At 64.3% G+C, this 22,787-nt stretch carries 18 protein-coding genes and 1 tRNA gene; 6 read left to right on the top strand and 13 right to left on the bottom strand.

The features are described 5' to 3' along the window. Positions 1-13 precede the first annotated feature (13 nt). The gene (locus LY254_RS06725; RefSeq protein WP_247476270.1) at positions 14-589 is read left to right on the top strand and encodes a ribonuclease HII; all 576 of its coding nucleotides are present in this window, start codon (positions 14-16) and stop codon (positions 587-589) included. On the opposite strand, the gene LY254_RS06720 is transcribed toward LY254_RS06725, so the two are convergent. Beyond that, positions 586-1,113, bottom strand: coding sequence for a DUF1997 domain-containing protein (locus LY254_RS06720; RefSeq protein WP_010314612.1), 528 nt, complete (start codon positions 1,111-1,113; stop codon positions 586-588). The genes LY254_RS06725 and LY254_RS06720 overlap by 4 nt on opposite strands. Positions 1,114-1,165: 52 nt before the next feature. Between LY254_RS06720 and pheA the strand changes: the two genes are divergently transcribed. Then, positions 1,166-1,990 carry a prephenate dehydratase gene (gene pheA, locus LY254_RS06715; RefSeq protein ID WP_247476268.1) on the top strand — a complete coding sequence of 275 codons (825 nt, stop codon included), beginning with the start codon at positions 1,166-1,168 and terminating at the stop codon, positions 1,988-1,990. Here pheA and LY254_RS06710 read toward each other — a convergent pair. The 9 genes from LY254_RS06710 to LY254_RS06670 all read right to left on the bottom strand — a co-directional run bounded on the left by LY254_RS06710 (position 1,987) and on the right by LY254_RS06670 (position 10,765). Then, on the bottom strand, positions 1,987-2,973 hold the full coding sequence (locus LY254_RS06710; RefSeq protein WP_247476266.1) for a methyltransferase domain-containing protein: 987 nt from the start codon (positions 2,971-2,973) through the stop codon (positions 1,987-1,989). The two genes, pheA and LY254_RS06710, sit on opposite strands and share 4 nt — an antisense overlap. Before the next feature lies 1 nt (position 2,974). After that, positions 2,975-3,646, bottom strand: a complete 672-nt coding sequence (locus tag LY254_RS06705; RefSeq protein WP_247476265.1) for an LON peptidase substrate-binding domain-containing protein — start codon at positions 3,644-3,646, stop codon at positions 2,975-2,977. Positions 3,647-3,770: 124 nt separating this feature from the next. After that, complete coding sequence (gene rpsJ, locus LY254_RS06700) at positions 3,771-4,091, bottom strand: 30S ribosomal protein S10 (RefSeq protein ID WP_006910513.1); 321 nt, start codon at positions 4,089-4,091, stop codon at positions 3,771-3,773. Between the two features lie 167 nt (positions 4,092-4,258). Further along, positions 4,259-5,458 carry an elongation factor Tu gene (gene tuf, locus LY254_RS06695; protein ID WP_247476263.1) on the bottom strand — a complete coding sequence of 400 codons (1,200 nt, stop codon included), beginning with the start codon at positions 5,456-5,458 and terminating at the stop codon, positions 4,259-4,261. A 39-nt stretch (positions 5,459-5,497) separates the two neighbouring features. Beyond that, complete coding sequence (fusA, locus tag LY254_RS06690) at positions 5,498-7,573, bottom strand: elongation factor G (RefSeq protein WP_247476261.1); 2,076 nt, start codon at positions 7,571-7,573, stop codon at positions 5,498-5,500. A gap of 89 nt (positions 7,574-7,662) precedes the next feature. Further along, a complete protein-coding gene (gene rpsG / locus LY254_RS06685; protein ID WP_010314628.1) occupies positions 7,663-8,133 on the bottom strand; it encodes a 30S ribosomal protein S7 in 471 nt (156 codons plus the stop codon). A gap of 42 nt (positions 8,134-8,175) precedes the next feature. Continuing rightward, positions 8,176-8,550 carry a 30S ribosomal protein S12 gene (rpsL, locus tag LY254_RS06680; RefSeq protein ID WP_010314630.1) on the bottom strand — a complete coding sequence of 125 codons (375 nt, stop codon included), beginning with the start codon at positions 8,548-8,550 and terminating at the stop codon, positions 8,176-8,178. Positions 8,551-8,619: 69 nt separating this feature from the next. After that, on the bottom strand, positions 8,620-8,988 hold the full coding sequence (locus LY254_RS06675) for an AIR synthase (protein WP_247476259.1): 369 nt from the start codon (positions 8,986-8,988) through the stop codon (positions 8,620-8,622). A 31-nt stretch (positions 8,989-9,019) separates the two neighbouring features. Beyond that, positions 9,020-10,765, bottom strand: a complete 1,746-nt coding sequence (locus LY254_RS06670; protein WP_247476257.1) for a phosphodiester glycosidase family protein — start codon at positions 10,763-10,765, stop codon at positions 9,020-9,022. 199 nt (positions 10,766-10,964) lie between these two features. Between LY254_RS06670 and gltB the strand changes: the two genes are divergently transcribed. Further along, positions 10,965-15,548 carry a glutamate synthase large subunit gene (gene gltB / locus LY254_RS06665; protein WP_247476256.1) on the top strand — a complete coding sequence of 1,528 codons (4,584 nt, stop codon included), beginning with the start codon at positions 10,965-10,967 and terminating at the stop codon, positions 15,546-15,548. Positions 15,549-15,679: 131 nt separating this feature from the next. Continuing rightward, a complete protein-coding gene (locus LY254_RS06660) occupies positions 15,680-15,865 on the top strand; it encodes a hypothetical protein (RefSeq protein WP_247476254.1) in 186 nt (61 codons plus the stop codon). 7 nt (positions 15,866-15,872) lie between these two features. Here LY254_RS06660 and lipA read toward each other — a convergent pair whose 3' ends face one another. Beyond that, positions 15,873-16,742, bottom strand: a complete 870-nt coding sequence (gene lipA, locus LY254_RS06655) for a lipoyl synthase (RefSeq protein ID WP_247476252.1) — start codon at positions 16,740-16,742, stop codon at positions 15,873-15,875. 83 nt (positions 16,743-16,825) lie between these two features. Between lipA and LY254_RS06650 the strand changes: the two genes are divergently transcribed. Next, positions 16,826-16,899: transfer RNA gene (locus LY254_RS06650), tRNA-Pro, on the top strand. Positions 16,900-16,902: 3 nt separating this feature from the next. On the opposite strand, the gene cobJ is transcribed toward LY254_RS06650, so the two are convergent. Together cobJ and LY254_RS06640 are read right to left on the bottom strand one after the other, a co-directional pair. Continuing rightward, positions 16,903-18,684 (bottom strand): precorrin-3B C(17)-methyltransferase, encoded by a 1,782-nt coding sequence (cobJ, locus tag LY254_RS06645; RefSeq protein ID WP_247476251.1) that lies wholly within the window; start codon positions 18,682-18,684, stop codon positions 16,903-16,905. Next, complete coding sequence (locus LY254_RS06640; RefSeq protein WP_247476249.1) at positions 18,681-19,796, bottom strand: hypothetical protein; 1,116 nt, start codon at positions 19,794-19,796, stop codon at positions 18,681-18,683. Before LY254_RS06640 ends, cobJ begins: the two co-directional genes overlap by 4 nt. A 684-nt stretch (positions 19,797-20,480) precedes the next feature. Between LY254_RS06640 and psaA the strand changes: the two genes are divergently transcribed. Further along, positions 20,481-22,784 carry a photosystem I core protein PsaA gene (gene psaA, locus LY254_RS06635; protein WP_247476247.1) on the top strand — a complete coding sequence of 768 codons (2,304 nt, stop codon included), beginning with the start codon at positions 20,481-20,483 and terminating at the stop codon, positions 22,782-22,784. Positions 22,785-22,787 lie beyond the last annotated feature (3 nt).

The raw sequence follows: 22,787 nt of genomic DNA, 5'->3' as shown, positions 1-22,787 counted from the left end.
CCCAAAGCGGGCGATGCGGATCGCTGGGGTCGATGAAGTGGGACGGGGCTGTTGGTTTGGCCCCGTCTTCGCCGGTGCCGTCGTGTTGAGCGATGCAGCCCGGGAGACCCTCTCGGCGGCTGGACTGACCGACAGCAAGGCCCTTTCCGCCAAGCGCCGCTCGCAGCTGGTCCCTTTGATCCTGGAGCAGGCCGAGTCCTGGGCCCTGGGCCAGGCCTCGGCCCAGGAAGTCGATGGCTTCGGGATTCGCAGTGCCACTGAACGGGCCATGCTGCGGGCCCTGCAGCGTCTGGGCTCCCCGGCCCCAGATCACGTCCTGGTGGATGGCAACCTGCCCCTGCGCCTGTGGTCCGGCTCCCAGGAGACCGTCGTGCGCGGGGACAGCGCGCACCTGGAGATTGCGGCGGCCAGCGTCCTGGCCAAGCAGGCGCGGGATGCCCTACTGGTCCGGCTCGCGCAGCGCTATCCCGGCTATGGCTTCGAGCGCCACGCTGGCTATGGAACCGCCCAACACCGCGCCGCCGTCCTCTCCCTTGGGCCAACGCAGCTGCATCGCCGCAGTTTTCTGCGCAAGGTCTTGGCGGCCTAGGCCTCGACGCTGGCGTGCTGCTTGCACCAGCGCTGAAAGTCGTTGATCAGTTGCTGTCCCACCCGGGTTTTGATCCCCAGCAGGATGCCCGCGAGCAGTGAGCGCCCCGTGGCCTCCAGGACTTTGGTGGGGATCAGCTTCAACAGGCTGGGTTGGCTGACACTGACGGCCAGGCTGGCCTCCCCGACCAACTCACCGCCGCGGGCCTCCAGCCAGGAGCCCAGGCTGAGTTGGAAATCATCGACGACCCCGAGGCCTTCGAGCTGGCAGTCGATGGCCTCCAGTTCGATCCGGTTGGGGCTCCGCCGCGCCACCAGGTCCACCACCGGTTGAATCTGCAGTTGGAAGACCTGCAGCTTGGTCACCGTGTAGCGGTAGCGCCCAGGAGCGATCTTGCTGAGTTGCTGGGCCTCGAGCAGGGCTTCAATCACCTGCTCTTCATCGTCCAGGTAGGCACCCAGACGCTCAGCGTTCTGCTGCACCGGCAACTGCAACGCTTGGCTGGCACTGAAGGCCAGGGGCATCAAAAGGCGGCCGGGGCGGCATGATCCTATCGAGCACGGCCCGATCAGCCCCATGCGCATTGCTTTTCTTGGTCCGGTGGGCACCTATGGGGAGCAGGCGGCCCAGGCCTTCGCCAAGCTCGAGCAGTGGGAGGCGCCTGAACTGCTGCCCCAGACCGGAATTCGTGCAGTGATTCAGGCCCTTGCCGCCGGTCGGGTGGATGCCGCGGTGGTCCCCGTCGAGAACTCCGTCGAGGGCGGTGTCACGGCCTGTTTGGATGCGCTCTGGGAGCACCCAGAACTCGAGATCTCCCGGGCGGTGGTGTTGCCGATTCGCCATGCCCTGGTCGGCAGCGGCAGCGTGGAGGGGGTCAGCGAAGTCCTCTCCCATCCCCAGGCCCTGGCGCAGTGCAGCCTCTGGCTGAGCACCAACCTGCCCAATGCCCTGCAGCTGCCCACGAGCTCGACCGCAGAGGCGGCCCGCATGGTGGCCGGCAGTCACTTCCGTGCGGCCATCGCGTCCCAGCAGGCCGCCAAGGAGCACGACCTCAAGGAGTTGGCCTATCCCATTAACGATGTGGCAGGCAACTGCACCCGCTTTTTGCTGCTGCGTCAGGGCGAGCGCAACTGGCATGGCGAGCTGGCCAGCTTGGCCTTCTCACTCCAGGCGAACCAACCCGGTGCTCTGCTCAAGGCCCTGGCTTGCTTTGCCCATCGGGACCTGAACATGAGCCGCATTGAGTCCCGCCCCTCCAAGCGGGAGATGGGCGAGTACATCTTTTTTGTGGACCTGGAACTGCCCAGCGGACCCGAACCGCTGCAACAGGCCATGGAGGAGCTCAAGCCCCTATGCGAGCACCTGGCGGTGTTTGGGGCCTATCCGATGACCCAGCTCTAGGCCGCCGGTTTGCGGGTTCGGAAGACACCGAACTGCATCATTCCGGTGGCGAAGCCCCAATGCATCAGCAGCAGGGTGGGTGACTCACGCAGCCCCATCAGCACAGCTTTAGGACCCAGGCCGAGGACTGCTTTGGGCCTGCGCACTCCTTCGAGGATGGATTCAATCCAGGAGGGCAGGGTCTCGCGGCTCCAGTCGCCGGTCTCCACGAGGGCGCCGCTGCTCCAGGGGCTTTGCTCGAGGTTGCGCCGAAAACCCGGGATGCTGGCGAATTCCGGGTGGGCCCACTGCACCAGGAGCTGGTGCATCACCCAGCGCTCCTTGCGGTTGAGGGGTTTGACCTCCGGATCGCGGCGGTTCCAGTCGGCCACGGCCAAGAGACCACCGGGTTTGAGCACCCGCAGCAGTTCATCGGCGTAGCGCTGCTTATCAGGCATGTGAGGGCCTGCTTCCACGCTCCAGACCGCATCAAAGCTGCCGTTTTCTAGTTGAAGATCGAGGGCATCCATCACCGCGAAGCGGCAGCTCAGGCCCTCTGGGGTGAGCTCCTGCGCCCGTTGAATTTGGCCTGGGCTGATGCTGATGCCGAGCACGTTCAGGCCGTAGTCGCGGGCCAGGATCCGGGCACTGCCACCGATGCCGCAGCCGACATCCAGGACGGTGCTGCCTTTGGGCAGCTGATCCAGCCCGCTCCAACGCGCCAGTTCGTGGACAAAGTCAGCCTTGGCGGCCCGAAAGTCCCGGGTTTCTGGCGGAGAGCCGTAGTGCCCGAGGTGGACGTGGTCGCCCCAAAGCCGCTCCAGCAGTTGGTCGTCGGTCCAGCGGTCGTAGGCCTCCGCCACGCTGGCGGTGCTCTCGAAGGCCCGATCGCGCGCTGACCAAATCGCCAGGCCAATGAGTAACAGGACCGCTGCCACGGCGGCCGCCAGCATCAGGCCGCTCGCCCAGGGGCTGAGCAGCGCCAAAACGGCAGGGGTGGGCATCTCAGTCCTCCTCGCTCTCGCCCGTCTTCAGGTCGCGCAGGGTCGACTCCAGGACCGTTCGAGCGGCCAGCTGACGCCGGGTCTCATCCAGCAGTTCGAATTCCTGACGCAGCCGCTCTTCGGTGTTCGTGATCTCCAGCAGGGCCTGCTGTTGATCAGCCACGGGACCACCCAGGTGGGAGCCGATCCAATAGGAGAGCTCCCTGGGCAGGTCCGGAAGGTCGCTGGGGAGGCTGGTGGGTTTTCCCATCAGCTTGCCGGTCAGTTCCACCACGTCCTTGAGGGCACTGCTGACCTCTCCGGAGAGTTCCTGAAGCCCGCTGTGGTCCTCGGGCTGCTCGTCCTCAATCCAGCTCACCAGGCCGACCTTGAAGGGGGCTTCGCGCACCACCTCCAGCAACCTGAAGCGCTGCTGTCCCATCGTGACGATGTAGCTGCGGTCGTCGTCCTGGGTTTGGCACTGCAGGATCTCAGCGCAACAGCCCACGCTGGCCATCGTGCCTTCCTGGGGGTCCCAGCGGACCACCCCAAAGCGCCGGTCACTCTCCAGAACCGTGCGCAGCATCATGCGGTAGCGCGGCTCAAAGATGTGCAACGGCAGCACCTCCTGGGGGAAGAGCACCACATCCGGCAGCGGGAACAGCGGTAGTTCTCTCACGGCCAGTTGCGTCACGTCGTTGCACTTCTGCCTGAGGAGGGCGAATCCTAGGCAGCGATGATTCACTCTCGTGTGGATCGAACACACAAAAAAACCCGCCCTGAGGCGGGTTTTGGGGATCCAGCTGCAAAGCGAGGAATCAGAGCTTGACTTCGATGTCGACGCCGCTGGGCAGGTCGAGCTTCATCAGAGCGTCGATGGTCTTCGCCGAGGGGCTGTAGATATCGATAATCCGGCGGTGGGTGCGGGTCTCGAAGTGCTCACGGGAATCCTTGTCCACGTGGGGCGAGCGCAGCACGCAATAGATCTTGCGCTTGGTGGGCAGGGGAATCGGACCGATCGCAGTTGCAGCGGTGTGATCAGCCGTTTCGATGATTTTTTCGCAGGACAGATCCAGCATGCGGCGGTCAAAAGCCTTCAGGCGGATGCGGATCTTCTGCTGGGCGATAGCGGTGGACATGGAGTGTCTGACGTCGTTAAGCGTTCAACGGTTCTGGCTTGATCCTTGCGGGACAAGGCACAGGAAGGGAAGCGCTGGGTGCCGGGAACCGGAACAAACCCAAAGCAGCTGGATTGTCGAGGTGCGTGAGAGAGGGGTGGAGACGAGCTCCACCCCTCAACCCTAGATCAGGCGATGATCTTGGAGACCACGCCAGCACCGATGGTGCGGCCGCCTTCGCGGATAGCGAAGCGCATGCCTTGCTCGATGGCGACGGGGCAGATCAGCTCGCCGGTCATCTTGATGCGGTCACCGGGCATCACCATTTCCACGTTGGAGCCGTCGTCGGCGGTGAAAGCGGTGATTTGACCGGTCACGTCGGTCGTACGGATGTAGAACTGCGGGCGATAGCCAGCAAAGAAGGGGGTGTGGCGGCCGCCTTCTTCCTTCTTCAGCACGTAGACCTCACCCTCGAACTTGGTGTGAGGGGTGATGGAGCCGGGCTTCACGAGCACCATGCCGCGCTCGATGTCTTCCTTCTGGATGCCGCGCAGCAGGAGACCCACGTTGTCGCCAGCCATGCCCTCGTCGAGGAGCTTGCGGAACATCTCCACGCCGGTGACGGTCGTTTCGCGGGTGTCCTTGATACCCACAATCTGGACGGTTTCACCCACCTTGACCACACCGCGCTCGATGCGGCCAGTGGCCACGGTGCCGCGACCGGTGATGGAGAAGACGTCTTCGACAGCCATCAGGAAGGGCTTGTCGATTTCGCGCTCGGGCTCGGGGATCGCGGTGTCAACGGCGTCCATCAGCTCGTCGATCTTGGCTTCCCAGTCGGCTTCGCCTTCGATCGCCTTGAGGCCGGAGACCTTCACCACGGGGATGTCGTCGCCGGGGAAGTCGTAGCTGCTGAGCAGTTCACGCACTTCCATCTCGACGAGCTCGAGGATTTCCTCGTCGTCGACCATGTCGCACTTGTTCAGTGCAACCACCAGAGCGGGAACGCCCACCTGCTTGGCCAGGAGGATGTGCTCCTTGGTTTGGGCCATGGGGCCGTCGGTGGCTGCCACCACCAGGATGGCGCCGTCCATCTGGGCAGCACCGGTGATCATGTTCTTCACATAGTCCGCGTGACCAGGGCAGTCCACGTGGGCGTAGTGACGACCGGCGGTCTCGTACTCAACGTGGGCGGTGTTGATGGTGATACCGCGCTCACGCTCTTCGGGAGCACCGTCGATGTCGGCGTAGTTCTGAACTTTGGCCTGACCCTTCTTGGCCAGCACGTTGGTGATGGCGGCGGTGAGGGTGGTCTTGCCGTGGTCAACGTGGCCGATGGTGCCGATGTTGACGTGGGGCTTATTCCTTTCGAACTTCTCGCGAGCCATGATGAAAAAGAATCGGGGGGTAAATGGGTAGGGAAAAGATCAGGAATTGCCCTGATTCTTGGAGATGATGGCTTCTGCCACGTTGCGAGGAATTTCCTCGTAATGGCTGAATTCCATCGAGAAGATACCCCGACCCTGGGTCATGGATCGGAGCTGGGTGGCGTAGCCGAACATCTCGGCCAGCGGCACCTTGGACTGGACTTTGGACTGACCATTGTCGATGGACTGTCCTTCGACCTGACCGCGGCGCGATGAGAGGTCACCGATGACGCTTCCGAGGAAGTCCTCAGGAACCTCAACTTCGACCTTCATCATGGGCTCAAGAAGTACGGGATTGCACTTCTTGACGCCGTCTTTGAAGGCCATGGAGCCGGCGATCTTGAACGCCATCTCCGAGGAGTCGACGTCATGGTACGACCCGTCGATCATGGTGACCTTCACATCGATCATCGGGAACCCTGCAATCACACCGGACTGGCAGGTTTCCTTCATGCCGGCTTCAGCCGGACCGATGTATTCCTTGGGCACGACGCCGCCAACAATCTTGTTGACGAACTCGAACCCGGAACCCGGCTCGCCGGGCTCCATTTCGATCACCACGTGGCCGTACTGGCCCTTACCACCGGTTTGACGGGCAAACTTGCCCTCGCCCTTGGCGCTGGCGCGAATGGTTTCGCGATAGGACACCTGAGGAGCGCCGATGTTGGCCTCCACCTTGAATTCGCGCAGCATGCGGTCCACCAGGATCTCCAGGTGGAGTTCGCCCATGCCGGCGATCACGGTTTGGCCGGTCTCGGAATCCGTGCGAACCCGGAAGGTCGGGTCCTCTTCGGAGAGGGACTGCAGGGCTTTGGAGAGTTTCTCCATGTCGCCCTTGGTCTTGGGCTCGACAGCCACCGAGATCACGGGCTCGGGGATGTAGAGCGATTCCAGGATGATCGGATCGGCGTCGACGCAGAGGGTGTCGCCGGTGGTGGTGTCCTTAAGACCCAGAACGGCGCCGAGATCGCCGGCGCGGAGTTCGTCCACTTCCTCACGGTCGTCGGCCTTGAGGACGATCAAGCGAGAGATGCGCTCTTTCTTGTCCTTGGTGGAGTTCAGCACGTAGCTGCCCTTCTGGAGCACACCCGAGTAGATGCGCACAAAGGTGAGCTTGCCGAAGGGGTCAGCCATGACCTTGAAGGCCAGTGCGCTGAAGGGGGCATTGTCGTCGGCGGGACGCACCGCTTCGCTGCCATCAGCCAGAAGACCCTGGATCGGGGGCACATCCACCGGGGCGGGCATGTAGTCCACCACGGCATCCAGCAGCAGCTGAACGCCCTTGTTCTTGAAGGCGGAGCCGCAGAGCATGGGCACCAGGCCGTGCTTCAGCACGCCCTCGCGGATGCCCTTGGCCAGTTCTGCCTCGCTCAGCTCGCCTTCCTCGAGGAACTTCTCGATCAGCGCTTCATCGGTTTCAGCGATGGTCTCCATCAGAGTGGCGCGCCACTCATCGACGAGATCCTTCATGTCCGCAGGGACATCGGTCTCTTCGATGTCCTTGCCGAGGTCGTCCTTGTAGATGAAGGCGCGGTTCTTGACCAGGTCGATAATCCCGCTCAGTTCACCCTCAGCGCCGATGGGCAGCTGAATCGGAACGGCGTTGGCCTTCAGGCGGTCCTTGATTTGACCGTGCACCTTGAGGAAGTCAGCGCCGGTGCGGTCCATCTTGTTGACGAACACCATGCGCGGAACGCTGTAGCGGTCCGCTTGACGCCAGACGGTTTCCGACTGGGGCTGAACACCACCGACGGCACAGAAGACGGCGATCACGCCATCGAGCACACGCATGGAGCGCTCCACCTCAATGGTGAAGTCCACGTGGCCGGGGGTATCAATGATGTTGATGCGGTGATCGTTCCAGCTGGTGGAGATCGCCGCAGCAGTGATGGTGATGCCCCGCTCGCGCTCCTGGGCCATCCAGTCGGTCACGGCGGCGCCGTCATGCACCTCACCGATCTTGTGCACCACACCTGAATAAAACAGGATTCGTTCAGTGGTGGTGGTTTTACCGGCATCAATGTGTGCCGCAATACCAATATTTCTGACGCGTTCCAGGGGAATAGCGCGAGCCACGGGGCAGGTCTCCGGAGGGTGGAATCGACAAAAAAGCGGGCGTCACTCTACAAGTCGGTCACATCCGACCTGAGATGCCGCAGTTCCGCTTAGTAGCGGTAGTGAGCGAAGGCCTTGTTGGCTTCGGCCATCTTGTGGGTCTCTTCGCGCTTGCGAACGGCGCTGCCAGCTTCGTTGGCGGCATCCATCAGTTCGCCGGCCAGCTTCTGGGCCATGCTCCGGCCGTTGCGGGCGCGCGAGAAATTCACGAGCCAGCGCAGGGCCATGGCGGTGCCACGCTCCTGACGGACTTCCATGGGCACCTGGTAGGTGGCACCACCGACGCGGCGGGCACGCACTTCCACGAGGGGAGTGGCGTTCTTCACCGCGGTTTCGAACAGCTCGAGGGCGTCACTGCCGGTCCGCTCGTTGATCAGCGTGAAGGCGTCGGAAAGAATCCGCTGAGCGGTGGACTTCTTGCCGTGCTTCATCAGACGGGCAACCATCATGGTTGCCAGACGGCTGTTGAACTGGGGATCGGGAAGAACCGGGCGCTTCTCGGCGGCGTTGCGGCGTGACATAGAGCTAAGGGGAGGAAGTCAGAAACGAACGTCGAAAGGAAATCAATCCTTGGGGGTTTTGGCGCCGTACTTGGAGCGGGACTGACGACGGTCCTTCACACCCGCGGTGTCGAGGGTGCCGCGAATGATGTGGTAGCGGACACCGGGCAGGTCCTTCACACGACCGCCGCGGATCATCACCACGGAGTGTTCCTGCAGGTTGTGGCCGATACCGGGGATATAGGCGGTCACCTCAAAGCCGGAGGTCAGGCGCACACGGGCCACCTTCCGCAGAGCCGAGTTCGGCTTCTTCGGGGTTGAGGTGTACACGCGGGTGCAGACACCACGGCGCTCAGGGCAGGAGCGCAGTGCGGGCGACTTGGTCTTGCGGGTAAGGCGCGTCCGCTCACTGCGGATCAGCTGCTGAATCGTGGGCATCGAGGGCCGGGAGTTTTCGAGGGGCCGGAAGCGAGGTCGGAGAGCCGACCGTTTCGACAATCCGCCACATTACTTTGTCGAGGTGCTGCCACCCAGAGCGGGTTCGTCAGCGGGGCCAAAGGCCGCACCACAAGCGCAAACGCGGTGCTCTCGGCCGGTGCGGATCAAGAACCCGCCCCCGCTGAGGTCACCTCGATAGTCGAGCTCGAGGGTGTTGAGTCGCTCGCCCTGGTCGCCGGGGGCAAACAGAGTGATCCCGTCGGCGCGTGCCACGGGAACTCCGGCCAGACGGCCCGGACGAATGCGAATCACCCAGCGCTCGCAGGTGCCATCCACCAGGTCAAGGTGCATCATCCCCGGGGTGCCGGCGACGGCCGCTTGGCGGCCGAGCTCTGCGGCAGCCGCTGCGGTGAGTTGCATGCCTTGGCCCTTGGGCATGGCAAAGAAAAGGCTGGGTCGACCCAGTGTGTCAGGGCGGGCTGGAGGCCAGCCGCGCCGGCGGACGGTTGGGCCGTGGCATCGGTGCGCGGGGGATCAAGCCAATGCCGTTGTGGACCGAACCAGCGATGCCCCGTCCTTTCACGGTTTGGACATCCGCCAGAACCAGGCCGGTGGAGCTGCCTCCATCGAGGTTCAGCGCCTCCTTGAGGCCGCGCTGTTTCAGGAGTAACGCCGTTTCCATCAAGGTCGGTCCGGCGTTATTGACCCCCTGCAGGGTGATCAGCCACAGCTGACGTCCGTCGCTGGCGATCACGGTTCTTGGGGCGCCCTGACGGATGAAGCCAGGGCTGAATCCCTCCGCTTGGCCGTTGAGGGCCACCAGCCCAGAGCGCAGCAGCAGCGGGCCACCGCCGACCACAAAGGGTTTGTCCCCAACGACGGAAGTCGATCGGCTGCTGAGCACGAGGCGTTCTCCCGGCTGCCAGTCGACCTGAACCCCGCCGCGGGCCACCAACAGTTCATCCCCGGCGCGTAAGGGGACCCCGGGTTGGGGAATGCCCTCGATGCGCTGTTGCACAACGCCATTGCGGAGCACGAACCCCAGTTCTTGGCCGGTTAACGGCTGATAGCGCGGACCCCAGGCTTCGGTGTAGCGGGCCAGTCCCTTCTGGACGTAGCCGCTGTTCAGGCTGATCAGCGACCAGCGCCGTTGGCGTGGATCGAGCACGCTCTCCTGAAGCCTGAGTCGATCGAACTGGGGAAGTTCACCATCGCCCCAGCCCACGGCCCCCCGATTCAGGATCGGTCCTGAGAGCCACTGGCCGTTGTCCTTCAGCGCCCCCAGGGGAAGCCGGTTCACGCGATTGAAAAAGCCGCCATTAATGGCGATCAGGGCCGATTCATTGCGGGCCAGCTGACTGAGGCTGCTGAGGCCCTTCATCCCGTTGCTTCGGTTGAGCGGGCGCAAGTCGACCGGGACTCGGCGTGGATCGAGCTGGACGCTGTTGATCAGGACCTGGCGGTTGCCGATGCGGTCCACCGTTCGATTGAGGGCTAGCCCCTGGCGCTGCAGGGTCGCAAGGGCGGTGTTGGGGCTGGTGCCGCTCGGGCGATTGAGGCTGGTGAGTGCGGTGTCGCTGGGCAGGTCGAGGACCAGGCGCCAAGGCCGGCCCAGGGTTAGGCGTTCCCCTTTGGCCTCCAGCTGAAGCCAGCCGTTCTCTTGACGGGGTTTCAGCCCCAGCCCTGCCAGTTGCCGTAGTTGCTCTGGGTTGCCTTCGGCACTGATGGCCAGTTGGCCGTCATCGCTGCGCACCAGCGCCGGGGCCTTGAGGTCAAGGACCACGCGCCGGCCGCTGATGCCGTTGTCCCTGGCGCGGATCGCTTCTAGGGGGCGAACCGGGAGCTCCAGGTTCAGTTCGTTTTTCCCGAAGGGCTCAAAGCTCACGCCGACGCGGCGCAGCAGGTCGCTGACTGGAACAGCGACCTCATCCCCCAGGCTCTGTTGTCGCCTGGCGGGAAGGCTGATTTCGCTGCCAAACCATTCCAGTTGCAGCATGCCCCGCTCTCCGCTGGAGCGCTGGACGCCGAGCTGGTTCTCCAGGAATTCGAGGGTGAGCCAGAGCTCGCCCCGTTCGATGCGCCAGCGGGCTGGTTGCGTGCGTCCGTTGGCGCGAATCAGTGACCCTTCCGCCTGCCGGATCGGTCTCACCTCGGCCGGTGGCGGAGGCGGTGGAATGAGCGGGATCCCGGGATGCAGGGCTGCCAGGACGGGCATCAAAGCCATGAAGCAGCCCGCTCAGTCTCGAAACGCTAGCGACCTTGGAGCGGTCCGCCAGCACTTGCTTGAGTTGCAGGTGGTCCAGCTTTTAGATTCAGTAGCTCGCAGCGGGACCGAGGTTTAGGGCGATCCGTCGCCTTCCGTTCGGTCGACCCGGCTGCTTCGTTACTACCGATAGACCTGTTGTCGCTGGGCTATGCCGCTGTCTTCTCGTCCTGTTTGGCCCCATTGCGACAGCCCCGCCCCGGCAGAGGTGGCCGGCGAGAAGGATGCCTGCGGCGTTGGTTTTCTGGCGAACCTCAAAGGTGAGACCAGCCACTGGGTCCTGAAGCAGGCCCTGCGCGGTCTGGACTGCATGGAGCACCGCGGAGGCTGCGGCGGCGATGGCGATTCCGGCGATGGCGCTGGTGTGCTCTGCGGCATCCCCTGGACCTATCTCGAGGCGGTTTGGCCTGAAGCTGCCGCCGCCTCAGCTGCAACCCGTGGTTTGGGCATGGTGTTCCTGCCTGCCGAGGCGGGCAAGCGCGATCAAGCCAAGGCCTTTTGCGATGAGGAAGCCCAGGCCCTGGGACTGCGCAGCCTGGGCTGGCGCAGCGTTCCCGTGGACCCCAGCGTCTTGGGTCCTCTGGCCCGCGGCACGGCTCCAGTGATTGAGCAGTGGCTGCTCGCTGCCGATTGCGATGGTGACGCCCTCGAGGCCCTGCTGTTCCGCCTGCGGCGCCGCTGCGGCGATCGTGCGCGCAGTGTCTGGGGTGCCGTCCCAAGCGACCTTTACTTCGCGTCCTTGAGCAGCCGGACGGTTGTCTACAAGGGCATGGTCCGCTCGGAGGTCCTCTCCGCCTACTACGGGGACCTTCGCGATGAACGCTTCGCGGTCAGTTTCGCGGTCTATCACCGTCGTTTCAGCACCAACACGCTGCCCCGCTGGCCCCTGGCCCAGCCGATGCGTCTCCTGGGCCACAACGGCGAGATCAACACCCTTCTGGGGAACCTGAATTGGGCCCGCGCCGCCGAGGCTGATCTCGATGCGGTTTGGGGCGAGGCCGCCTCGGACCTCAAGCCGGTGGTGAATTCCGCCTTCAGCGATTCGGCCAACCTTGATGCCACCCTCGAGCTGCTGGTTCGCAGTGGTCGCCCGATCACCGAGAGCCTGCTGACCCTGGTGCCGGAGGCCTTCCGCGATCAGCCGGCCCTGGCTGACAAGCCAGCGGTCCAGGCCTTCTATGAGTATTCGGCCTGCACCCAGGAGCCCTGGGATGGCCCAGCGCTTCTGGTCTTCGCCGATGGCCGCAGCGTTGGCGCCACCTTGGATCGCAATGGCCTGCGCCCGGCTCGCTACTGCATCACCAGCGACGGCTTTGTGGTGATGGGCTCGGAAACCGGCGTGGTGGAGCTCGAGGAAAGCCGGATCATCGAGAAGGGTCGCCTGGGCCCCGGCCAGATGTTGGCTGTTGATCTGGAGAACGGTCGCCTGCTCCATAACTGGGACGTCAAGCAAGAGGTGGCCGCGCGTCACCCCTACGGCCAGTGGTTGGCGGAGCACCGCCGCACCCTGACGGCCCAGCCCTGGACCCAGGAGCGCCAGCTGGCTGACCTGGAGCTGCTCCAGCAGCAAACCGCCTTTGGTTTCACCGCCGAGGACTTCGATCTGGTGATCGAGGACATGGCCGGTGCGGCCAAGGAGCCCACCTACTGCATGGGTGATGACATCCCCTTGGCAGTGCTCTCCGATAAGCCCCACCTTCTGTACGACTACTTCAAGCAGCGCTTCGCCCAGGTCACCAACCCGCCGATTGACCCCCTGCGGGAGAAGTTGGTGATGAGCCTGGAGATGCATCTGGGCAAGCGGGGCTCTCCCCTCAAGCCCGAGGCCTCCGCGGCAGCGGTTCTGCATCTCAACAGCCCGATTCTCAATGAGGCCGAGTTGGCGGCGGCCACCCAGCAGGGCATTGCCAGCCGCACGCTCTCGACCCTGATGCCGATCACCGGCGGACCGGCCGGCCTTGAGGCTGCACTGACCCAGCTCTGCAGCGACGCTGAAGCTGCCGTGCGCAGCGGCAACCAAATCCTGGTGCTCTCTGACCGGGGAATCACGGCAACCACGTCCTATATCCCCCCGCTCCTGGCGGTGGGTGCGGTGCACCATCACCTGCTGAACCAGGGACTGCGCCTGCAGACCTCCCTGGTGGCTGAGACCGCCCAGTGCTGGAGCACCCACCACCTGGCTTGCCTGATCGGCTACGGCGCCAGCGCTGTTTGCCCCTGGCTCACCTGGGAGACCACGCGTCATTGGCTGGCCCATCCCAAGACGCAGAAATTGATTGAGCGGGGCAAGCTCCCCGCCCTGACCCCCGATCAGGTCCAGGCCAATGTGCGCAAGGCCCTCGAAGACGGTCTGCGCAAGATCCTCTCCAAGATCGGCATCTCCCTGCTGGCCAGCTACCACGGAGCCCAGATCTTTGAGGCGATCGGTGTCGGTGCCGATCTGATCGAGCGGGCCTTCAAGGGCACCACCAGCCGCGTGGCTGGTCTGAGCCTGGCGGAATTGGCCAGCGAGACGCTGACCTTCCACGCCAAGGCGTTCCCAGAACTCAACCGCACCAAGCTCGAGTTCATGGGCTTTGTGCAGTACCGGACCGGCGGGGAATACCACCTCAACAGCCCGGAGATGACCAAGGCGCTCCATGCGGCGATCAAGCAGGGGCCCGGCTACGACCACTTCTCCACCTACAAAACCCTGGTGGAGAACCGTCCGGTGACGGCCCTGCGGGACCTCCTGGAGCTGCAACCCGCCGCCACTCCGCTGCCCCTCGATCAGGTCGAGAGCATCGAGAGCATCTGTGAGCGCTTCTGCACCGGCGGCATGAGCTTGGGTGCGCTCTCGCGCGAAGCCCATGAAGTCTTGGCCGTCGCGATGAACCGCATCGGCGGCAAGAGCAACAGCGGTGAGGGCGGCGAGGACCCGGCTCGCTTCAAGGTCCTGGGGGATGTGAATGCGGAGGGCCTCTCCGCCACCCTGCCCTCGATCAAGGGTCTGAAAAACGGCGACACCGCCTGCTCTGCGATCAAGCAGATCGCCTCGGGCCGCTTTGGCGTGACCCCCGAGTACCTGCGCAGCGGCAAGCAGCTCGAGATCAAGGTGGCCCAAGGGGCCAAGCCCGGTGAAGGCGGCCAGCTTCCCGGTCCGAAGGTCGATCCCTACATCGCCTGGTTGCGCAACAGCAAGCCTGGGGTGGCCTTGATCTCACCGCCGCCTCACCACGACATCTATTCCATCGAGGATCTGGCGCAGCTCATCCATGACCTGCACCAGGTGCATCCCGCCGCCAAGGTCAGCGTCAAGCTGGTGGCTGAGATCGGCATCGGCACCATCGCGGCAGGTGTGGCCAAGGCCAATGCCGATGTCATCCAGATCTCTGGCCATGACGGCGGCACCGGTGCCTCGCCCCTGAGCTCGATCAAGCATGCCGGCGGTCCTTGGGAACTCGGTCTGACCGAGGTTCACCGGGCTCTGCTGGAGAACGGCCTGCGTGATCGCGTGCTGCTGCGGGCCGATGGCGGCCTGAAGACCGGCTGGGACGTGGTCATCGCCGCCCTGCTGGGCGCTGAGGAATACGGCTTCGGTTCGATCGCGATGATCGCCGAGGGCTGCATCATGGCCCGCGTTTGCCACACCAATAACTGCCCGGTCGGCGTGGCCACCCAGAAGGAGGCCCTGCGCAAGCGCTTCACCGGTCTGCCTGAGCAGGTGGTGAACTTCTTCCTGTTCGTCGCCGAGGAAGTGCGTCAGCTGATGAGCGTGCTGGGCGTGGCCCGTCTGGAGGATCTGATTGGTCGCTCGGACCTGCTGAAGCCCCGCGCCGTGCAGCTGGCTAAAACGAAGGCCCTGGATCTCTCCTGCCTGCTGGATCCCATCCCCCAGGCGGCCGATCGCGCCTGGTTGCGCCACGCCGAGGCGGCCCATGGCAACGGCGTGATCCTTGAGGATCAGCTGCTGGCCGATGCCGAGCTGCTGGCGGCCATTGAGAACCACGGCCAGCTCGCCAGGACCCTGCCGATCATCAATACCGATCGCAGCGTCTGCGCCCGTCTGGGCGGTGAGATCGCGGCTCGCCATGGCAACACCGGCTTCCAGGGACAACTCGACCTCACCTATGAGGGTGCGGCGGGACAGAGCTTTGGCGCATTCACCGTTCAGGGCATGAATGTGCGCCTGGTGGGTGAGGCCAACGACTACGTCGGCAAAGGCATCAACGGTGGTCGCATCACCGTCGTTCCCCCTGCCGGTGGCAATGATCCCGGTGCCCAGGTGATCCTGGGGAATACCTGCCTCTATGGCGCCACCGGTGGTGAGCTCTTTGCCCTCGGCCGTGCCGGTGAGCGTTTCGCTGTGCGCAACAGCGGCGTCAAGACCGTGGTGGAAGGCGCCGGCGACCACTGCTGCGAATACATGACCGGTGGTGTGGTCGTGGTGCTCGGCAGCACGGGCCGCAACGTGGGCGCCGGCATGACCGGTGGCGTCACCTTCATCCTCGATGAGAACGGTGGTCTGCGCGATCGCGTCAACCCTGAGATCGTCGAGATCTGTGAGCTCACGACCCCTGAGCAGGAGGCCATGCTCAAGCCTCTGCTCGAGGCCCATCTCGCGGCCACCGGCAGCAGCAAGGCGTCCACGATCCTGGGCGACTGGTCCAGCTGGAAAGGGCGCTTCAAGGTGCTGGTTCCCCCCAGCGAGAAGGCCAACGTCGGCCTGGCGGAGCGGGAGGCGGTGGCGGCCTGAGCCGCCGGTTCTCCGCTCCTTCGGGTTCGGTTGCTGCACCACTGGGTCGGCTCACCCCACCCTTTGGTTCGGCTGGCTCGACCGCTGCAATCCGAGACCGTCCATAGCGTTTGGGCAACCGCAACGGAGCCATGCCTCCTGAGTTCGCCCAACCCTTTCAACAGCTCTTTGCCCGCCAGATGACCCTGGCCCTGCTCGAGCACTGTGTCCGCCTGGATGCTCCCGTGAGCCTGGTGAACCAGCGCCTGGATGCCCTTGGGGACTGCGCTGCGGCCCAGGCTCTGGAAGCTGAATTTCTGCTGGAGCCCCAGGCTTAAGCCAGGCCTAGCGGGGGTGCAGCTGCATCAGGCGCTGCACCTCACCGGCGTGATAGCTGCTGCGGGTCAGGGGAGTGCTGACCACCTGGAGAAAGCCCAGCTCCTGCTCGCCGTGGAGACGGAAGCGCTCGAATTGCTCGGGTGTGACGAACCGATCCACCGGCAAGTGCTTCGGCCCCGGGGAGAGGTACTGGCCGATCGTGACGATGTCGACCCGGTGTTCCCTGAGATCCAGCAGGGTCTCGATCACTTCCTCGTCGCTTTCCCCAAGGCCGACCATCAGGCCGGACTTGCTGTAGGCCTTCGGCCAGCGCTCCCGCACCTGCAGCAGCAGCTCGAGCGAGCGTTCGTAGATCCCCTGGGGTCTGGCTTTTTTGTAGAGCCTGGGCACCGTCTCGATGTTGTGGTTCAGCACATCGGGTCCGGCCTCCATCACCGTGGCCAGGGCATCCCAGTCCCCGCAGAAATCAGGGATCAAAAGCTCAATGCTGGTCTGGGGAGAGCGCTGGCGGACCGCCTCGATGCAGGCCACAAATTGGCTGGCTCCGCCATCGCTCAGGTCGTCGCGATTCACCGAGGTGATCACCACATGCTTCAGGCCCAGCCGTGCGGTGGCTTCCCCCAGGCGCTCGGGCTCGGTCGGATCGAGGCTGCGGACGCTCTTATCGAAATCGATGTCGCAGTAGGGGCAGGCCCGGGTGCAGCCCGGCCCCATGATCAAAAAGGTGGCTGTGCCCCCGGCGAAGCACTCGCCGATGTTCGGGCAGCTGGCCTCCTGGCAGACGGTGTTGAGCTTGAGATCCAGCAGCAGATCGGCCACTTCCCCGATCCGTTCCCGCTGGGGAGCTTTGACGCGCAGCCAGTCGGGTTTCAGCAAGGGATGAGGAGCGCGCCGAAGGCACCAAAGGGCTGGCTGACTCTAGGAAGCGACTGGGCCACCATCTCCTACACTCCGCCCATCGGGATGTAGCGCAGCTTGGTAGCGCACTTCGTTCGGGACGAAGGGGCCGCAGGTTCGAATCCTGTCATCCCGATTCTTATTGCAGCTCCGCGCCTGGATATCCCCTCGGGGTGACCATCCGGCCGTCCTCGGCGCGACTGCTGCTGTTGCCGATCAGCACCAAGGTGAGCATGTCCACCTGCTCGATCGGAAGGCCGCCGAGTTCGTGCAGGGTCACCTGCTCTTCGGGGCGCCCGAGTTGGCGAGCGAGGACCACAGGCGTGCTGGCAGGCCGTCCGGAGAGCAGAAGCTGCTGGGCCCGCTCCAGCTGCCAATCCCTGCCCTTGGAGCGCGGGTTGTAGAGGGCGACGACAAAGTCGCCTGCCGCCGCTGCCACCAGGCGTTTTTCGATCACCTCCCAAGGGGTCAGACGGTCGCTCAGGCTGATGGTGCAGAAGTCGTGCATCAACGGTGCTCCGGCCCTGGCCGCGGCAACCTGCAGGGCTGAGATGCCGGGATGGACCTCGAAGCCCGGACGGTCCAGGGGATCGAGCTCGAGCCAGAGCTCCAGGGCCAGTCCCGCCATCCCATAGATGCCGCTATCCCCCGAGGAGACCAAGGAGACGGTCTGTCCCTCGCAGGCCAGGCGCAGCGCCTGCCTGCAGCGTTCTCGCTCTTGGGTCAGCTGACCATCACTGCGCAGTTGATCGGGGCGCCGCAGCGGTTCCAGTAAATCCAGGTAGAGCCCGTAGCCGACCCAAACGCAGCTCTGGCTGAGGGCCGCTTTGGCGTCCGGGGTCAGGAGGTCCAGCCGTCCTGGCCCACTGCCGATCAGATGCAACTGGCCGCGATGGGGTGCCCATTGACTGGCGGCCAGGGCCAGGGCTGCGGTCGCCGCTCCCTGTTCACCTGCTTCGGCGCGGCTGATCTGTTTTTCGGCCAGCAGCGTTGCCTCCGGGCCTGCCGCCAGAAGGGCCGAGGCCTCCGCCACGCTGGCGGTTCCCAGTTCGGCAGCGACCACCGCCGAGGGGTTGGGAACCTCCACCGTGGCCAGGCGTTCAGCGCTGAAGCAGCGCAGGGGCCAGCCGCGCTGTTCGGCCAGCGCCAAGAGCGCCGGCTCATCCGCTTTGCGATCGGCACTGGCCAGGCCTGCGATCGCCTCCGGTGCGATCTGGTGTTGCGCGATCAGTTGGTCGCAGCAGCGCTCCAGCAGGCTCAGGCTGGTGTTGCGCTCGCAGCCCATTCCCAGCCAGACGCTGGGCGGGTGCCAGCGGCAGCCCGAATCCGCCCCAATCCCGACCGAAATCCTTTGTGTGGCGGCCTCGGCCCCTGGCGCCAGGCCGGGGAGTTCTTGCCAGCGGGAATTGCCCTGCAGGTGTTGGGCCTCCAGCGCCTCGCCGCGGGCGGCTGCCTTCATGAGCGCATCCCAGGGGCCGTTGTTGCGTCTCCAGCCCCAGGCCTGACCAAAGCTGTCCAAGGGAACCCGGCCCTCTCCATAGGAAGCCCCGGTGATCACGGCTTCCCCTTGGCATCGGGCCGCCAGGGTCCGAGCCAGGGCCTCGCCACCAGCCCCGTGGCCTCCCAGTAGGGGGATGGCAAAGCGTCCGCTTGGATCCAGGACGACCACCGCTGGGTCGCTGGCCTTGCTCTCGAGCTGAGGCGCGATCAGTCGGGTGATGGCCCCACAGGCCCCGACGGCCACAAAGGCCCGACTTGTGCTCCAGTTGGCCTCGAGCAGGGCCTGCAGTTCCCCAGGCCCCCAGTGGTTTCCATCGGCCGGGCTGGCCAGACGGTCAATCTCGCCTGATTGCAGGAGGCGTCGCAGCAGCGGGAGGCCGCTGGCGCTGAGGCTGAATCCCCAAATCAGGCTGTCGTTCATCCCCCCAGCTTCGCCTTCAGGCCGGCCAAGGGACCCTTGGGCTGCGCTTCGATCAGGGACCCGTCACTGCTGACCAAATCCCGCGCCGAGCCACCCAGACGACTGCTCGGAGCTGTGCGCTCTGCGGGCACTGGTGTTACTGGCGCTGGCGTGGGTGCTACCGCAGTGGGTGCGGGGGGCGCCGGTGCTTGTTCGGGTGCCGAGGGGGGCTCCGCAGGAGCAGGTTCCGGCTCGGGATCGGCTGGGGCGGGTGTCGCCTCAGCTGCCATTGGCGGTTCGGTGGGATCCGGGCGTGTCTTCTCTAGGGGAGCTGGCTGGGGCTCAGGGCGCTCCGGTTCGCTCGCTTCAGGCGGCGCAGCCTGAGGTGGAGCGGCCTCGGGTTCCTTGGTCTGAATCTCGGCCGCTGGCGGCTCGACGGGTTCTGGCTCCGGGCTGCCACTCAGGGCCGCGAGGCCTTGAGCGCTGAGGCTGGCCTGTTGCCAGCTCGGTCTGGGGCTGGCGTCGATCACCACCTCACGCACCACGCTGTTGAAGGGTGGGTTGAGGGGGTCTCCTCGGCCGTCCAGCAATTCCAGTTGCACCGCATTGCTGCCCCGCTTGAGGCCCTTGAGCCAAAGCGGTGTCTGCCGGTCCACCAGAAAGCTGTCGCCGTTGACGCTGACCCGCAGGCGCCAACGGGCATCGTCATCGCGCAGGTGCTGCAGCGGTGCGTCGATCAACAACCAGTCGATCAGGACCGGCTCGTTGTGCTGCAGGTCCGAGGGACTGGCCGCAATCAGCTGCGGGGAGCCCGAAGCCGGCAGTTGGGACGGATTGCGGGCGACCCGATGCAGGCGTAACTGCTGACTGGCTCCTGGGGCTTTGACCACTTCCCCCCAGGGCCTGGCGGCGAAGACCGTCAGGCGATGGCTGCCAGGGCTGAGCTCCGGCATGGAGAGTCCCTGGGCTTCGGCTGCGCTGCTGATGCGCCTAGGGGGTTGATCGTCGAGTTGAACGACCAGGTGGGGGCCCAGTCCGTTGGTTTCGTCTTCGTAGAGGGGCCAGTCCTGAACCTTCAGCTTCAGCGTCCAGGGGCCGGCCGGAAGAGTGCTGTCATTTGCAGGGGACAACACCTCGATCTGTGGCGCCCGGTCGTTCAACCTTTCGCGGACTTGTTGCACTGCTCCTGGTGGGGCAACTTCCTGCAGCTGTCCACTTGGTTTGGAGCTGGTGACTGGAGAGGGTTCTGAGCTGCTCCCTCTTGCGCTGGTCCCGGATGTGCAGCCACTGGCGACCATAAGCAACACCGAGAGCACCACGGCCGAGATGGCCTTTAGTGCTGACTGGCGCATGCGCTTGCCTCTCCCCACTCGTTTGGGCGAATGACTGAACACATTCTGCAGGTTTGCGGACTATTTGACCGGAAGGACTAGCGGATTCTCGATAAATAGGGCTATGGAAATGGCCTTATTTGCTTAACAAGACGGGGGCAATCTGAGAAAACTTGATGATTCTTTGCTCCCGCGAGAACTCAGTCCCTGACTGGCCCGACTCCGGGTTGAACCTTTGTAACTGCTGGGCCGAGAGGCTTGGATTCCGCTTTTATACTTCCGCCAGCGGTCCCCTTATTGGGGCCCAAAGCGCCAGTCAGGAAGAGCAGTTTCGGCCTCGGTCGAAGCGGGTTTTCTTGGCCCGGCGCCCATGGCGCGAGTCCTTGGCTTGCGTCCGTGGCTCCACTGGAGATCCCTCGCTTCGTCGAAGGATCAGCCCAGAAGGGTGGACCTCCACCTCGACCCCGTCCCTCGAGGAACCTCTCGATGACCATCAGCCCACCAGAGCGTGGGAAAACGGCGAAGGCCCAGGTCGACCGGGTGAACAACCCGGCCACCTTCGAACTGTTCGGTAAGCCCGGCCATTTCGATCGCAGCCTTGCCAAAGGTCCCAAAACCACAACCTGGGTTTGGAACCTCCACGCCAACGCTCACGACTTCGACAGCCACACCAGCGATCTCGAAGAGGTCAGCCGGAAGATTTTTTCGGCCCACTTCGGTCACCTGGCTGTGATCTTTGTTTGGCTGAGCGGCGCCTTCTTCCACGGTGCTCGCTTCTCCAACTACTCCGGCTGGCTCGCCGACCCCACGCACGTCAAACCCAGTGCGCAGGTGGTTTGGCCTGTCTTCGGCCAAGAAATCCTTAACGGCGATGTGGGTGCCGGCTTCCACGGCATCCAGATCACTTCAGGCCTCTTCCACGTTTGGCGGGCCTGGGGCATCACCACTGAAACCCAGCTCATGGCCCTGGCCATCGGTGCCCTGGTGATGGCCGGTTTGATGCTCAATGCGGGCGTCTTCCACTACCACAAGGCAGCTCCCAAGCTCGAGTGGTTCCAGAACGTTGAGTCCATGCTCAACCACCATCTGGCCGGTCTGCTTGGTCTGGGTTCCCTGTCCTGGGCGGGTCACTTGATCCACGTGTCTCTGCCCACCACTGCGCTGATGGACGCCATCGATGCCGGCAGCCCCCTGTCGCTAAATGGCAAGACCATCGCCACCGTGGCGGACATCCCCCTGCCCCACGAGTTCTTTAACCAGGACCTGCTGGCTCAGCTGTTCCCCGGTTTCGGCGCTGGCATCAATGCCTTCTTCACCGGTAACTGGGCGGCCTACAGCGATTTCCTCACCTTTAAAGGTGGTCTGAATCCTGTGACCGGCAGCATGTGGATGAGCGACATCGCTCACCACCACCTGGCGATCGCCGTGCTCTTCATCGTTGCCGGTCACATGTACCGGACCAACTGGGGCATCGGCCACAGCATCAAGGAGATCCTCGAGGGCCAGAAGGGCGACCCCCTGCTCTTCCCCGCCAGCAAGGGCCACGACGGCCTTTACGAGTTCATGACCACCAGCTGGCACGCCCAGTTGGCTGTGAACCTGGCGCTGCTGGGCTCGCTGAGCATCATCGTTGCTCAGCACATGTACGCGATGCCTGCGTATCCCTACATCGGCATCGACTACCCCACGCAGCTGTCGATCTTCACCCACCACACCTGGATTGGTGGCTTCCTGATCGTTGGTGCTGGCGCCCACGCCGCCATCGCCATGATTCGCGACTACGACCCCGCCAAGCATGTGGACAACGTGCTCGACCGGGTGCTCAAGGCTCGCGATGCCCTGATCAGCCACCTGAACTGGGTGTGCATCTGGCTCGGCTTCCACAGCTTTGGCCTCTACATCCACAACGACACCATGCGTGCCCTGGGACGTCCCCAGGACATGTTCAGCGACTCCGCCATTGCCCTGAAGCCCGTCTTCGCGCAGTGGATCCAGGGTCTGCATGCTGCTGCAGCCGGTAGCACCGCTCCCAACGCCCTTGCTGGCGTGAGCGAAGTGTTCAACGGCTCCGTGGTTGCCGTCGGCGGCAAGGTGGCCGCCGGTCCGATCCCCCTGGGGACGGCCGACTTCATGGTCCACCACATCCACGCCTTCACGATTCACGTGACGGTGCTGATCCTGCTGAAGGGTGTGCTCTATGCCCGCAGCAGCCGTCTGGTTCCCGACAAGGCGAACCTCGGTTTCCGCTTCCCCTGCGACGGCCCCGGCCGTGGCGGTACCTGCCAGGTGTCGGCTTGGGACCACGTGTTCCTGGGCCTGTTCTGGATGTACAACTCCCTGTCGATCGTGATCTTCCACTTCTCCTGGAAGATGCAGAGCGACGTGTGGGGCACCGTCAATGCTGACGGCTCCGTCTCCCACATCACCAATGGCAACTTTGCCAATAGCGCACTGACCATCAATGGCTGGCTGCGTGACTTCCTGTGGGCTCAGGCCGCACAGGTGATCAACAGCTATGGCTCTGCCACCAGTGCCTATGGCCTGATGTTCCTGGGTGCCCACTTCGTTTGGGCGTTCAGCTTGATGTTCCTGTTCAGTGGTCGCGGCTACTGGCAAGAGCTGATTGAGTCCATCGTCTGGGCTCACAACAAGCTGAAGGTTGCTCCCGCCATTCAGCCGCGGGCGCTCTCCATCACCCAGGGCCGTGCCGTTGGTGTTGCCCACTATCTGCTGGGCGGCATCGCGACCACCTGGTCGTTCTTCCTGGCCCGCATCATTGCGGTCGGCTGACCT

It is taken from the genome of Synechococcus sp. NB0720_010, assembly GCF_023078835.1.
Taxonomy (GTDB): Bacteria; Cyanobacteriota; Cyanobacteriia; order PCC-6307; family Cyanobiaceae; genus Vulcanococcus.
The sequence above is the reverse complement of the archived record's forward strand: the minus strand, read 5'-3'. Positions and strand labels throughout refer to the sequence as shown.

Coding starts and splice junctions, on each gene's coding strand:
- LY254_RS06675 (WP_247476259.1), bottom strand. CDS start 8,988: ATGCCCAAGGGCCAAGGCATGCAACTCACCGCAGCGGCTGCCGCAGAG.
- rpsL (WP_010314630.1), bottom strand. CDS start 8,550: ATGCCCACGATTCAGCAGCTGATCCGCAGTGAGCGGACGCGCCTTACC.
- rpsJ (WP_006910513.1), bottom strand. CDS start 4,091: ATGTCCACCGCTATCGCCCAGCAGAAGATCCGCATCCGCCTGAAGGCT.
- gltB (WP_247476256.1), top strand. CDS start 10,965: ATGCCGCTGTCTTCTCGTCCTGTTTGGCCCCATTGCGACAGCCCCGCC.
- LY254_RS06660 (WP_247476254.1), top strand. CDS start 15,680: ATGCCTCCTGAGTTCGCCCAACCCTTTCAACAGCTCTTTGCCCGCCAG.
- LY254_RS06710 (WP_247476266.1), bottom strand. CDS start 2,973: ATGCCCACCCCTGCCGTTTTGGCGCTGCTCAGCCCCTGGGCGAGCGGC.
- psaA (WP_247476247.1), top strand. CDS start 20,481: ATGACCATCAGCCCACCAGAGCGTGGGAAAACGGCGAAGGCCCAGGTC.
- tuf (WP_247476263.1), bottom strand. CDS start 5,458: ATGGCTCGCGAGAAGTTCGAAAGGAATAAGCCCCACGTCAACATCGGC.
- cobJ (WP_247476251.1), bottom strand. CDS start 18,684: ATGAACGACAGCCTGATTTGGGGATTCAGCCTCAGCGCCAGCGGCCTC.
- LY254_RS06670 (WP_247476257.1), bottom strand. CDS start 10,765: ATGCCCGTCCTGGCAGCCCTGCATCCCGGGATCCCGCTCATTCCACCG.
- LY254_RS06725 (WP_247476270.1), top strand. CDS start 14: ATGCGGATCGCTGGGGTCGATGAAGTGGGACGGGGCTGTTGGTTTGGC.
- rpsG (WP_010314628.1), bottom strand. CDS start 8,133: ATGTCACGCCGCAACGCCGCCGAGAAGCGCCCGGTTCTTCCCGATCCC.
- LY254_RS06720 (WP_010314612.1), bottom strand. CDS start 1,113: ATGCCCCTGGCCTTCAGTGCCAGCCAAGCGTTGCAGTTGCCGGTGCAG.
- pheA (WP_247476268.1), top strand. CDS start 1,166: ATGCGCATTGCTTTTCTTGGTCCGGTGGGCACCTATGGGGAGCAGGCG.